Source organism: Streptomyces rimosus, from assembly GCF_008704655.1.
GTDB lineage: Bacteria > Actinomycetota > Actinomycetes > Streptomycetales > Streptomycetaceae > Streptomyces > Streptomyces rimosus.
The window spans coordinates 990,791-1,003,830 of the sequence record NZ_CP023688.1; the positions used below are offsets into that span (position 1 = coordinate 990,791).

The 13,040-nt window shown below is 73.4% G+C and carries 7 protein-coding genes; 6 read left to right on the forward strand and 1 reads right to left on the reverse strand.

From position 1 onward, the window contains the following. Window positions 1-544: 544 nt before the first annotated feature. From CP984_RS04050 to CP984_RS04060, 3 genes are all read left to right on the forward strand, one after another. Complete coding sequence (locus CP984_RS04050; protein WP_030182010.1) at window positions 545-991, forward strand: pyridoxamine 5'-phosphate oxidase family protein; 447 nt, start codon at window positions 545-547, stop codon at window positions 989-991. A 100-nt stretch (window positions 992-1,091) separates the two neighbouring features. Next, entirely contained in the window at window positions 1,092-4,382 is a 3,291-nt protein-coding gene (locus CP984_RS41905; protein ID WP_030182008.1) for an amino acid adenylation domain-containing protein, read from the forward strand. 31 nt (window positions 4,383-4,413) lie between these two features. Continuing rightward, complete coding sequence (locus CP984_RS04060; protein WP_003984310.1) at window positions 4,414-5,256, forward strand: lyase family protein; 843 nt, start codon at window positions 4,414-4,416, stop codon at window positions 5,254-5,256. A 22-nt stretch (window positions 5,257-5,278) separates the two neighbouring features. Here CP984_RS04060 and CP984_RS04065 read toward each other — a convergent pair whose 3' ends face one another. After that, window positions 5,279-5,548, reverse strand: a complete 270-nt coding sequence (locus CP984_RS04065) for an acyl carrier protein (protein WP_003984309.1) — start codon at window positions 5,546-5,548, stop codon at window positions 5,279-5,281. 635 nt (window positions 5,549-6,183) lie between these two features. Between CP984_RS04065 and CP984_RS04070 the strand changes: the two genes are divergently transcribed. From CP984_RS04070 to CP984_RS04080, 3 genes are all read left to right on the forward strand, one after another. Continuing rightward, window positions 6,184-9,588, forward strand: coding sequence for an ATP-binding protein (locus CP984_RS04070; RefSeq protein ID WP_003984306.1), 3,405 nt, complete (start codon window positions 6,184-6,186; stop codon window positions 9,586-9,588). Window positions 9,589-9,851: 263 nt separating this feature from the next. Continuing rightward, the gene (locus CP984_RS04075; protein WP_003984305.1) at window positions 9,852-12,569 is read left to right on the forward strand and encodes a M4 family metallopeptidase; all 2,718 of its coding nucleotides are present in this window, start codon (window positions 9,852-9,854) and stop codon (window positions 12,567-12,569) included. A 223-nt stretch (window positions 12,570-12,792) separates the two neighbouring features. Continuing rightward, window positions 12,793-13,032 carry a chaplin gene (locus CP984_RS04080; protein ID WP_003984304.1) on the forward strand — a complete coding sequence of 80 codons (240 nt, stop codon included), beginning with the start codon at window positions 12,793-12,795 and terminating at the stop codon, window positions 13,030-13,032. Window positions 13,033-13,040 lie beyond the last annotated feature (8 nt).

Consider the following 13,040-nt stretch of genomic DNA (forward strand, 5'->3'; position numbering starts at 1 on the left):
GGGGCCGGTGCTGTCGCGGGTGCCGTGCCGACGCCGGGCCGGCCACGGACGTGAAGAACCTGAGGTGATCGGCCGACGGCGGGTGCGGCCCGGCGGCCGGGCAGCCACGGAGCGCCGCCGGGCAACTCCGGGAGACCCGGTGCCGCTTCGCCTCCGCAGTGTGGACACGTTCGCCACGATTTCTGCGCAACCGCGCCCCTCCGCAAACCCCTTGCCGGGCAGCGTCACCCGCACCGCGGGGCGCACGGCGGCGTGGACGGTGGTACACCGCTCCCGGCAGGCTCGTGTTTGCTCATCGGAACGTTCCGCATCATCCGCATGAGTGAACACCGACAGCGCATAGCTGGGTAACTGCCTAGTGCACCCGTTTTCCCGGGTGATGTGGAGGTCAGGGCGACACGCCCGGCCGGCCCCGCCGCGCCGGACGCGGTACGCGGCGGCGCCCGGCCGGCCACCCCGCCGAACGCGCCGGCCGGCTTTTCCCGCCCGGCCCTCCCCGCGTTCCCCTCTCCGTTCCCCCCGCACACGAAGAGGTGTGTCTGACATGTCCCTTGCGATGAATACGGCCGACCGGGAGGCGTTCCTCGCCGGTGCCCACGTGGCCGTGCTGGGCATCGGCGCCCCGGACGGGCCACCGCTGCTCGTGCCCGTCTGGTACGCCTACCGGCCGGGCGGCGAGATCGTCGTCCTGACCGGCCGGAAGTCCGTGAAGGCCCGGCGCATCCGCGCGGCGGGCCGGCTCGGCCTCTGCGTACAGCGGGAGACCGCGCCCTACAAGTACGTCAGCGTCGAGGGCCCGGTGACCGCCTTCGAGGACCGGGTGGACGCGGCCGAGCGGGCGGCGCTGGCCCACCGCTATCTGCCGCCGGAGACCGCCCGCGCCTACCTGGCCGCGACGGCGGACCAGCTCACCACCGACGTGACCGTACGGATGCGCCCCGAGCGGTGGCGCACCGCCGACTTCGCCTCCTTCGCCACCGCGTTCAGCTGACCAGGGCCGCCAGGACCCGCCGTTTTCTCTTCCGCCGATCCCCCTTTCACCCCTCCCGCCCCGGCAGTCCCGGGCCATCGACCGTTCCGAGGTACTGATCATGCCGCGACCCTCCCAGACGTCCGGCCGGCCGGGCCGGCCCGCGCCGTGGAACGACACGGTGACGCCATATCCACGCGACCACTGCCTGCACGAGCTGTTCGAGAAACGGGCGCAGGCCGCGCCCGGCGCGCCCGCCGTCCGGCACGGCGACCGCACCCTGACCTACGGCGAACTCAGCCGGTACTCCGACGCCCTCGCCGGGCGGCTGCTGACCGCGGGTGTCCGCCCCGGCAGCGCCGTGGGGGTGATGGGCGGCCGCTGCCCCGAAGCGCTGGTGGCCTTCCTGGCCGCCCTGAAGTGCGGCGCGTCGTATGTGCCGTTGGACGACGCGTACCCGCCCGCCCGGTTGCGCGCGATGGCCGAGGAGGCCGATGTACGGGTCGCCGTGGCACTGCCGGGCAGCGCCCGCCGGGTGCGCAGGCTGCGGGCCTGTATCGAGGGCGATCTCACCGCGCCGCCACCGGAGGCGGGCGCGGGCGACCCGCCCGGGCCCCCTGCGCCGCGGGCCGTCGCTGTCGCCCCGGAGGACTGCGCGTACGTCATGTTCACCTCCGGCTCCACCGGCCGCCCGAAGCCCGTCGCGATCCCGCACCGCGGTGTGGTGCGCCTGGCCTCCTCCGGCCCCTGGCTCTCGCCGCCCGCCCCCGGGGAGCGGGTGCTGCACGCGTACAGCTGCTCCTCCGACGCCTCGACGATCGAGATCTGGACGGCGCTGCTGTCCGGGGCCTGCCTCGTCGTCGCGGAGCGGGAGCAGTTGCTGTCGGTGGACGCGCTGGAGCGGCTGCTGCGCGCGGAGGACGTGGCGGTCGCCTTCCTGACCGCGGGGGTACTGCACCACGTGGCCCGCAGCCGGCCCGAGGCACTGCGCAGCCTGCGGTTCGTCTCGGCGGGCGGCGAGGCGCTCGACGCCCGGCTGTGCCGCCGCGTGCTGGCGGCCTGCCCGGGGACCACCCTGGTCAACTTCTACGGGCCCACCGAGAACAGCGTCGTCTCCAGCGCGTATGTCGTCCGCGACCTGCCCGCCGACGCGGACACCGTGCCCATCGGGCGCCCCTTCCCCAACTCCGCCTGCTATGTGCTTCGGGACGACGGCACGCCCGCCGGGCCCGGCGAGGAGGGTGATCTGTTCGTCGGGGGCGACGGCATCGCCATCGGCTACCTCAACGACCCGGCCCTGACCGCCGAGCGCTTCCGCGACGATCCTTTCGGCCCCCGCCCCGGCGGGCGCCTATACCGCACGGGCGACCGGGCGCGGTGGCGGCCGGACGGCGCCCTGGAGTACCGGGGGCGCCGCGACCGGCAGGTCAAACTGCGCGGCTTCCGGGTGGAGCTGGACGAGATCGAGACGCGGCTGCGCTCGCACGAGGCCGTCGGGGAGGCGGTCGTGGAGATCGACGGGGAGGGCGCCGCCGCCCGGCCGGTGGCCTTCGTGACGCCGGCGCGCCCCGGTGGTGCGGTCGAGGTCGACCAGGTGCGCGCGTACGTGGCGTCCTGGCTGCCCGCGCCCGCCGTACCGGCGCGCATCCACGTCCTGGACCGGTTCCCCGTCACCAGCGCCGGCAAGGTCGACCGGCGCGCTCTGCTCGCGCGGACGACGGTGCCGGCGGCCCGCGGCGGGGCCCGCCCGGACGCCGCCGTACGCGCCGGTTCCGGGCCGACCGGCACCGGGCCGGGCGCGGACGGGTCGACCGGGCAAACGGATGCAACCGGGAACGGCGACGCGAACGCAAACGGGCAACGCCGGGCACGCGCGGCCCGTTCGGGGGCCGGAGGCGGTGCGACGGGGGACGGTTCCGGTCTGCTGGGCGTGCTCGCCGACGTGTGGGAGCACATCCTGCGCGTCCGCCCCACGCCCGCCGACAGCTTCTTCGACCTCGGCGGCGACTCGCTGCTCATCGCCGAGGTGACCACCAGGACGATGACCGCGCTGGGCATGGACGCGGCGCACGGCACCTTCCTCGTCCGCAGTCTGCTGCGGGAGCCGACGCTCGGCGCGTACACGGCGGCGGTGGTCCGGGCGCTGCGGGCCGACCGCGCCGGGCGCCGGACCGGTTCCGCGCCCGCCTCGGAGGCGGACTTCCTGCGCGAGGCGCGCCTGGGGTTGCGGCTGCCGCCCGTCGGCGGCCCCGTCCCCCGCTGGCGCGACCCGGCGCGCGTCCTGGTCACCGGGGCCACCGGCTTCGTGGGCGCCTTCCTCATCGACCGGCTCGCCCACGCCACCGGCGCCGAGCTGCTGTGCCCGGTACGGGCGCGGGACGCGGCGCACGCGCGGCGCCGGGTGTGCTCCAACGCGGCCCGCTACGGCCTCGACACCGAACCGTACGAACAGCGCCTGACCTGCTTCCCCGCCGACCTGGCCGCCCCGCGCCTGGGTCTGTCCGAGGAGCGGTTCGCGCGGCTGGGCGAGACGGCCGACCTGATCCTGCACGCCGGGGCGCGCGTCAACTTCCTCTATCCGTACGCCGCGCTGCGCCCGGCCAATGTCGACGGCACGCGGGAACTGGTGCGGCTCGCCGCCGGGCGGCGTATACCCCTGCACTTCCTGTCCACCATCGCCGTCCTGGCCGGCTTCGGCACCGCGGGGGTGCGGCGGGTGGCCGAGGACGCGCCGCTGGCCCATGCCGACCATCTGACCATGGGGTACGCGGAGAGCAAGTGGGTGGCCGAGCGGATGCTCAAGGACGCGGCCCGGGCGGGGCTGCCGGTGGCGGTGCACCGTCCGTACGAGGTCACCGGCGAGGAGCGGACCGGGATCTGCAACACCGAGACGGCGATCAGCTCCCTGTTCCGGGTGATCGCGGAGACCGGTGTCGCGCCCGATGTGCCGCTGCCGCTGGACTTCGTGCCGGTCGACCACCTGGCCGCCGCCGTGGTGCACCTGGCGACCCACGAGCCGGCCGACGGCCGCACCTACCACCTCACCAACCCCCGGCCGGCGCGCCTCGCCGACATGCTGGCCCGGATGCGGGCGGCGGGCTACCGCATCCGCGAACTGCCCTACGACGCCTGGGTGGCGGAGCTGGTACGGCATGTGGCGCGGCATCCCAGCAGCCCCACGACACCGTTCGTCTCGCTGTGCGTGGACCGCAGCAACAAGTCCGACATCAGCGTGAAGGAGATGTACCTCGATGACGTCTTCCCACGGCTCGGGCGCGCCAACACCGAACGGGGCCTCGCGGGCAGCGGACTGCGCTGCCCGCCCACCGACGCCGCCCTCCTCGACCGCTACCTCGCCTTCTTCCGCTCCAGCGGCTTCCTGCCGCCGCCGCTCCCCCGCGACGGCGCCTGAGGACGTCCTGGCCCGCGAGCGGGCGTCGGCGGTGCTGGCGGACCTCTGGTCCCCGGAGCGCAAGGTGCTGCTGGAGCGGGACCTGTGGCTGGCGGTGCTGCGGGCGCAGGCCGCGGAGGGGGTGCCGGTGCCGCCGGCCGCGACAGCCGCGTACGAGGAGACCGCGCACCGCGTGGACCTGGCGTCCATCGCCGCGCGGGAGCGCCGGACACGGCACGATCTCAAGGCCCGTATCGAGGAGTTCAACGCACTCGCCGGCCACCAGCACATCCACAAGGGCCTGACCTCCTGCGACATCACCGACAACATCACGCAGGTGCGGGTCCGGCGCTCGCTGGAGCACCTGTACGGCCGGGCCGACCGCGTCGCGGACCGGCTGGACCGGCGAAAACGCACCGCCGGGGCCTCGGAGTCCCTGCGCCGGTCCGCCGCACGGCTGCGCACCGTGGCCGCCCGGTACCCACTGCGCGGCCTCAAGGGCCCGGTCGGAACCGCCCAGGATCTGCTGGGCCTGTTCGGCGGCGACCGGGCGGCGCTGGCCCGCGTCGAGCGGCGCGTCGCGCGCCACCTCGGCTTCACCCGGGTCCTCGACTGTGTCGGACAGGTCTACCCGCGCTCCCTCGACTACGAGGTACTGACGGCCCTGACCGGCCTGACGGACCTGCCCACGACGGGATGGAACCGACGGGGCGGACCCTGGTGCGAAATCCGCCAACTGGCGGTACTGCTGCGCGGCTACACGGCCATGGCGGCGGAGGTAACCGGCGAGCAGTGGAACGAGGGGGACGTGTCCTGCTCGGTCGTACGGCGGGTGGCGCTGCCCGGCGCGTTCTTCGCCGCGGACGGGGTGCTGGCCGCGCTGGAACGCGCGTAGAGCACGGTGCGTCCACCGGGCCTCACCACCCGTCACCCGCCGGGGCGCGCTTTTCGGCCAGCCCGGCGACGAACGCGTCGATGTCCGTCAGGGAAACGAAAATGTTGGAGAGCAGTTCGTCGTCCGTGTCGCGCACCGCGAAGTCGTTCTCGATGAAGGACATGAGCTGGATGTAGCCGAACGAGTCGATGACGCCGGCTTGGAAGAGGTCGGTGTCGGCCGTCACCTCGCCGCCGAATTGGACGAGGAAGCGCTCTTCGATGAACTGCTGGATCTTCTGGGTCCGGTTCATGTCTCGGGTCCTGGTTCCGTGGGGAGAAGGCAGGGCGGTGGCCGGTCGCACGTTCGGCGTGGGGGTGTCGGAGGCGGCCGCGGGGCCCGGGGCCGCGCGGCTGGATTCCGTAAAAACTTCCCTGGTTCGGCGTGGGACAAAGCGGTACGGGGAGGCGACGGCGCGAAGCGGATCGTCCTCGGTCCGGCGGCGCGCTAGGGCGCCGCGGGGCGCCGGGGCCGTGGGTTCGCCGAGGCCGCGTCCGGGGCGTCGGCCGGCCTTCCGGCCCTCCCGCCGGGCGCGTTCGAGTGGCTTTCCTTGTGCATGTCGTCCTTGTTCGCGAGGTGGTTGCCGGTCGTGCGACGTGGGCGCCCGGGCCCGTCGACGGTGGTCGGCCGGGCCGGCGGGCGGCCGGCGGCCATGGTGCGTCAGCCCCCTTGCGGCCCCCTTGTCCGGACGCTGGCGGACGCTTGCCGGCCATCGGGCCGCGGCTTGCCGCTTCCTTGTCGTTCCGCTTGCCGATCGCTTGCCGATGGCTGGTTGCCGATCTTTGAACGACTCGCCACATATGCCATGATCACTTTCCGGATGGACCCCGTTACAGCCCGGCACGTCCCCCTGTCACAGCCGCCGGCGTGAGAACGATTGGGACCCGTATGCGCACTCCCCACACCCCGCCCCCCGCCTCCCCGCCGCGGCACGACGGTCCCCCCGGACCCGTACTGCGCGTCCTCGGCCCGATGTCGGCACGGCTCGACGGTGCGGACCTGCCCCTCGGCCCGCCCAGACGACGGGCGCTGCTCGCCCTGCTGCTCATACGACTTGGCAGAGTCGTCCCCACCGAACTGCTCATCGAGGAGCTGTGGCAGGAAGACCCTCCGCGGCACCCCGTCGCCACCTTGCAGAGCCACCTGTCCCACCTGCGCCGGGTGCTCGCCCCCGCGGCGGGCCAGGGCGCCTCGTCCGTCCTGCGCTACCAGGCGCCCGGTTACGTGCTCCAGCTCGCCCCGGAGCAGGTCGACGCGTACCGCTTCGAGCAGATGGTCACCGAGGGACGGCAGTCACTGGACCGGCGTGACCCGCGCGGCGCCCGCGACCGGCTCACCGAGGCGCTGGAGCTGTGGCAGGGCTCGCCGTACACGGAGTTCGGCGCCCGGCCGCCGCTCTCCGACGAGACCGCCCGCCTGGAACAGGTCCGGCTCTCCGCGCTGGAAGCCGGCGCGGAGGCCCGGCTCACGCTCGGCGCCTTCGAGGAGGTGGCGGCCGAACTGGGCCTGGAGGTACGCCACCACCCGACCCGCGAACGCCTGGTCGGCCACCTGATGACGGCGCTGTCCCGCCTCGGACGGCAGGCCGAGGCGCTGGAGGTGTACGAGCGGACGCGGTCCCACCTGGTGGAGGAGTTCGGCGTGGACACCGCCGCCGAACTCCAGCGGGTGCACACCGCCATTCTCCGCCAGGAGTTGGACGACTGCGGCCCGGTGAGCGGCGCCGCCTTAGCGGCTCCTCCTGCCACTCCCCAAACCGCTCCCGCCCAAGCCGGTCAGCCCCCGCGTGTGCAGGAAGTCGTGGCACCGCCGGTCCAGGTCACCGGCGCGGAACCCGCGGACCGGGATACGGCGGTGACGGGACCGGCCCGGCGCACCCGGGCGGCGGGTTCGCGGCGGGTACGCGGGGCCGACCGGGACGCGCCGGTCCGGGCGGCATCCCTCCCGGACGACGGCCAGGGCGCCGAGGACACGTCGGCGCCCTGGCCGTTCATCGGGCGCGACCAGGAGCTGCACCGTCTGGTCATCGCGGCGGCCAGTGCCGCCACCGGTGAAGGCCACGTGGCCTGCGTGCTGGGCCCCGCCGGGGTCGGCAAGACGCGTCTGCTGATGGAGCTGGCCCCGGCTCTGGAGGGCGGCGGCGACGCGCCCGAGGTGGTCTGGAGCCACTGCTTCCCGGGCGAGGGCGTACCGCCGTACTGGCTGTGGACGCAGGTGCTGCGCCGCCTGTCCTCCACCCGGCCGGACGCGTTCCGCAGTGCGACCGCACCCTTCGGCGCACTGCTCGCCCCGCTGATGCCGGAGCAGTCGGCCGGCTCCGGAGGGCAGGACCACGACGACGACTGGGCGCAGGCGCGGTTCCTCACCCACGACGCGGTCTGCGAGGTGCTGCTCACCCTCGCCGCCGAGCGCCCGCTGGTGCTGCTCCTGGAGGACCTGCACTGGGCCGACGCCGCCTCTCTCGACCTGCTGCGGCTGCTGGGCACCCGCCGCCAGGGGCAGCGGATCAGCATCGTGCTGACCGCCCGGGACCCCGAGGGCGACTCCGACGCCGGCATCCGCCGCATGCTGGCCGAGGTCCTGCGCAGCCCCCGCACCGAATCGCTGCGCCTGGGCGGCCTGCCCCGCAGCGCCGTTGCCGCTCTCGTGGAAGCCAGGGCCGGGTACGGGGTGGGCGATGACGTGATCGAGGTGCTGCACGAGCGCAGCAAGGGCAACCCGTACTTCGTCATGCAGCTCCTCTCCCTCCTCGGCGACGTGCGGCGCCTGCACGACGCGGACGCCACCGACGTCCTGCTGGCGCAGATCCCGACCGGTGTGCGCGAGGCGCTGCGCCAGCGCTTCGCCGGACTGCCGGAACCGGCCCTGCGGGTGCTGCGGCTGTGCGCGGTCATCGGCACCGAGATCGACACGGACCTGCTGCACCGCACCGCCGCCGAGGACGAACCGGTCGCCCCGGCCCTGGAGACCGCGATCCGGGCGGGCCTGCTGGGCGAGGACCCGCACCATCCCGGGCGGCTGCACTTCGTACACGCCCTGGTCCGCGAGACGCTCGTCGACGTCCTCGCGCGCAACGAACGCCAGCAGTTGCACGCGCGGGTGGCCGGGGCCCTGTGCGAGCGCGGCGGGCAGGTGGGCGACGACGAGTACGAGCGGCTGGCCCACCACACGTGGCACGCCCAGGACGCGCTGCCGGCCCGGCGGGCCCTCCCCCGGCTGCTGCGCGCCGCCGAGCAGGCCGAACAGCAGCTGGCGTACGAGAAGGTCGAGACGTGGCTGCGCCGGGCCGTCCATCTGGCCGGGCTGCTGCCGCGCGACGACGCGTCGGCCCGCTCCCTGGAGCAGCGCCTGTACGTCCAGCTCGGCCAGCTGCTGGCCACCGTGCGCGGCTACGGGGACGCGGAGGCGGAGGCGGCGCTCAGCCGGGGCCGCGCGCTCGGGGCGGTCACCCACGCGCCCGAGGACCCGTCGGTGCTGTGGGCGCTGTGCGCGGCGTTCCTGGTCACCGGCCGGTACGACGAGTCCGGGCGGTTCTCCCGGCTGCTGCGGGACATCGGGTCCCGTACCCGCCACCCGGTGGCCCAGCTCGGCGCGGCGTACGGCAAGGGCGTCGCGCTGCACGTACGCGGCCGGCTGCCGGAGGCGCTAGCGGAGCTGGAGCGCAGCGTCGGGCTGGCGGACCGTTTCGCCCGGGAGGGCCGCAGCCTGGCCCGTACCTTCCAGCACGACCCGCGCGTCTCCTGCCGTTCCTACGACGCCTTCACCCACTGGATCCTGGGCGACCGCGACACCGCCCTCGGACGCCGCTGCCAGCTGCAGGCCCTGACCGCGTACGAGAGCAGGCCCTCCGACCGGTGCTTCGCCCTGTACGTGGACGCGGTGCTGGCGGCGTGGGAAGGCGACCCCGACACGGCGCGGGCCTCCGGCGCCGAGGGCGCGCGGGTGGCGGAGGAACACGGGCTCCTGTACTGGAAGGCGATGCTGCGCCTGACCGAGGGCTGGTCCCTGACCCACCTGGGCCAGGACGAGGCGGGCCTCGGCCTGATGCACACCTCGATCGCCGAACTCCGGCCCTCCCGCTCCCACTTGCGCCTGCCCCTCCACCTGGGCCTGCTCGCCCAGGCCCAGCACCACGCCGGCCGCCGCGACGACGCCACGGCCACCCTCCGCAAGATGCTCGCCGTCATCGAACACCGCCGTGAACTCGTCTACCTCCACCCCGCCCTGCCCGCGACCACCCTGCTGCACGACCTCCTGGGCCGGCATGTCACGGAGACCATCCTCTCCAGCTGACCATCCGTCACCTGCCACCGTCCGGAAGTCGTCCATCGACTTGCCGGATTCGTTGTGGTGGTGAACCGGTGCCGCTTGCATATGCCTGTCCGTGTCAGTGACGGCTGCCAGGCATGTGGCAGCAGGCGGAAGGGGTCACCTTGCGGGAGCGAAGAGCACGGGGCGGGAGAGCGAGAGTTGAAAGACCCGGCGGGCCGGGCGGGTTGTTCGGGCCGCGTGCGGCGGCCGGGGCGCGGGGAAGTCTGACGGGTGCGGCGGCGCTGGTGGGCGTCGCCGCACTGCTGGCTTCGGCGGTACCGGCCGGCGCGGCACCCGCCGGCCCGCCGCCCGGGCCCGGCCAAGTGGTACCGGGGCAGCGCACCGCCACCCCGGCCCTGGTGGAAGGCATCCGGGAACCGGCCAAGGCCACGGGCAGCCCGGCGGAAGCGGCGCGCGGCCATCTCGCGGCGAAAGAGAGCCGCTACCACATCGCCGATCCGGCACGCGATCTGCGGCCCGTACAGACGGTGGACTCGGGCACCCACGAGGTCGTCCGGCTCCAGCAGAAACACCGGGGCGTGGACGTCCTGGGCGGACAGTACGTGGTGCGGATGGAGCACAAGGGCGGCGAACGGGTCGTCACCGGCACCTCCGGCAAGTACTTCACCGGGCTGAAGACCGACGTGGAACCCGAGGTGGACGAGGCGCTCGCGGTCGAGCGGGCGGTCGACGCGACCACCGAGCGGCTCCTGAACAAGCGCCTCCCCCGCACGGACACGCCGACGCTGACCGGCACCGCGCGCGGGCTGGTCGTCATCCCGCGGGGCGCGGGCGTACTCACCCGTCACATCACCGTCCGGGGCACGCATCCGGTCACCGGCGAGCCGGTGCTGCACGAGGTCTACGTGGACGCGCAGGCCGGGTACCCGGTGCTCCAGTACAGCGGGATCAAGACGTTCCGGGCCCCGGGAGGCGCTACGGCGGCCGGTGCACCGAAGGCCGCCCGTACGGCGGCCGGGGTGAAGGGCATCCAGGGCTCCGGCGTCAAGTACGACGGCAAGACCGTCGAACTTCCCGTGGTGTACGAGGAGTCGCGCAAGGCGTACGTGCTGCGCGACGAAACCCGGATGGCGAACACCAGCAAGAACACCCTGTCCACATGGGACGCGCGCGGCAAGGACGTCAGCGAGGTCACTCCCTCCTGGCCGTACGACATCCAGGAGTTCGGCTCGCCCACCCCGGCCTTCGGCCCGGAGGCCACCGAGGCGGGCGCGGTCGACGCGCACTGGGCGTCCGGCAAGGTCTACGACTACTACCGCCAACAGCACGGCCGCGACAGCCTGGACGGCCGCGGCATGGCCGTCAACTCGCTCGTGGGCGTCACCCAGTTCGGGCAGCCGTACATCAACGCCTTCTGGGACGGCTCCAAGATGGTCTACGGCGCCGGCGACGCGGAATACCGCACGCTCTCCGCCGGCCTGGACGTGGTCGGGCACGAGATGACCCACGGCGTCGTGGAGAACTCCGCCAACCTCGTCTACGCGGGCCAGTCCGGTGCCCTCAACGAGGGCATCGCCGACTACTTCGGCAACGCCATCGAGAACGACACCTACGGCATCCCCATGGACAGCCCCGACTCCGGGCTGCTGGGCGAGACGCTGTGCCGCACCAAGCCCGCGCGCGAGTGCGCGATCCGCGACCTCAACGACGGGCGGACCACCGCCAAGTCCTTCCTCGGCGTGTCGTTCTCCGAGGACAACGGCGGCGTCCACCTCAACTCCACGATCTTCGCCGGCGCCCTGTGGGATCTGCGCGAAGACCTCGGCAAGACGCTCGCCGACAAGATCGTGTACAAGGCACTGACCGAGTACCTGACCCCGCTGGACGGCTTCACCGAGGGCCGCGCAGCCGTCCTCGCCGCCGCCCGCGACCTGCACGCCACCGACACCCAAATACGCACCGCCGAGCGGGCGTTCAACGCCCACGGCATCGTGCCCGGCTGGGAACTGGCAATGGGCGTCGACTCCGACCCCCTCCTGGGCCGGGTCAACACGGACGGCTCGGCCACCGGCGCGGGCGGCGGCTGGTGGGCCGCGGCCAAGTCCAACGACGACGGCACCGAGCCGTACTCGATCTGGGCCGGGCGCGCGGACGGCACCGGCGCGCTCAAGCTGATGAGCCCCAACGACGGCCGCTACCACGTGCACCCGGCGACCGACGGCAAGACGGTGGTCTGGCAGGCGTACAACCGCAGGAGCACGGACATCCTCGCGCGGCCGATCGCGGGCGGGCCGATCAAGAAACTGTGGTCGGGCCGGCGCGGCGCCGTGAACGTACGGGTCGAGGGCGACGTGGTGGTGTTCGAGGCGCAGTCCCGGCCGAGCGCCCGGAAGGTGCGGTACGTGCGGCTGAGCGACCCGACGGTGGTGAACGTCACCGACGAGAGCGGCGTACGGACCGGCAACCCGTCCATCAGCCACGGCCGGATCGCCTACAGCACCGTCCGCGGCATCGGCAACTCCCGTACGTACGGCGTCGAGACCCTCGACCTCAAGACGGGGCAGCGCACGCAGATGGGCCAGCTCGGAACCCCCGCGGACATCAGCGCGACCGCGATCACCGGGCAGCACGTCTTCTGGCTGGTGCCCGCGGGCGGCGAATCGGACCGCGCGGCGCTGCGCCGCGCCAACCTGGACGGTACGGGGGTGACCGACCTCAGCCCCGCCGAGGGTCCGGACGCGCTCAACGGCTACGACATCGTGGCCACGGACGAGGCGGTGACCGTCGCCACCTGGTCGCCGACCGTCGTGTACACCAACGAGTCACTGTTCAAGCTCTGGCAGTTCTCGGCCGACGGCAAACAGCGCGGCCGGGTCTCCTGCAACCGCGGCCAGCAGGGCTGGCCCGCGATGCCCGGCGGCCGGCAGGTGGTGTGGGTGGACGGCACGACCGGCTACACCGACCTGGTCACACGGACGCGGCCCGCTGGACGCTGCGGCTGAGCACGGGGCGGGCGGCCGGCACCAGTCGGCCGCCCCAACCCAGGGCAATTAATACGCTGATTCGATACACCCTAAATAGAGTGAACACCTTCCGTTGCCCACAACAGATCACACCGTCATCGGGTTGATTGGTCACGGCGGCACACCAGCCGGGACAGCGGGCACCCCGTGACCCCTGTCAGGCCGCCTGTCCAGATATCTCAATTCCGAGGAGCAACGATCCATGTCGCGTGTCAAGAAGACTGCCGCTGCCGCCGTGGGAACCTGCGCCATCCTCCTGGGCGGAGCGGGCCTCGCGGCTGCCGACTCCGGTGCCCAGGGCGCGGCGCTCAACTCACCGGGCGTCGTGTCCGGCAACGTCGTTCAGGTCCCGGTCCACGTACCGGTCAACGTCTGCGGTAACAGCATCAACGTCGTCGGCCTGCTCAACCCGACGTTCGGCAACACCTGCGTCAACGACTGACGCCGACT

What these genes read in the sequence shown, in the direction of transcription:
- CP984_RS04080 (WP_003984304.1), top strand. Translation starts at nt 12,793, where the DNA reads ATGTCGCGTGTCAAGAAGACTGCCGCTGCCGCCGTGGGAACCTGCGCC.
- CP984_RS04050 (WP_030182010.1), top strand. Translation starts at nt 545, where the DNA reads ATGTCCCTTGCGATGAATACGGCCGACCGGGAGGCGTTCCTCGCCGGT.
- CP984_RS04065 (WP_003984309.1), bottom strand. Translation starts at nt 5,548, where the DNA reads ATGAACCGGACCCAGAAGATCCAGCAGTTCATCGAAGAGCGCTTCCTC.
- CP984_RS41905 (WP_030182008.1), top strand. Translation starts at nt 1,092, where the DNA reads ATGCCGCGACCCTCCCAGACGTCCGGCCGGCCGGGCCGGCCCGCGCCG.
- CP984_RS04070 (WP_003984306.1), top strand. Translation starts at nt 6,184, where the DNA reads ATGCGCACTCCCCACACCCCGCCCCCCGCCTCCCCGCCGCGGCACGAC.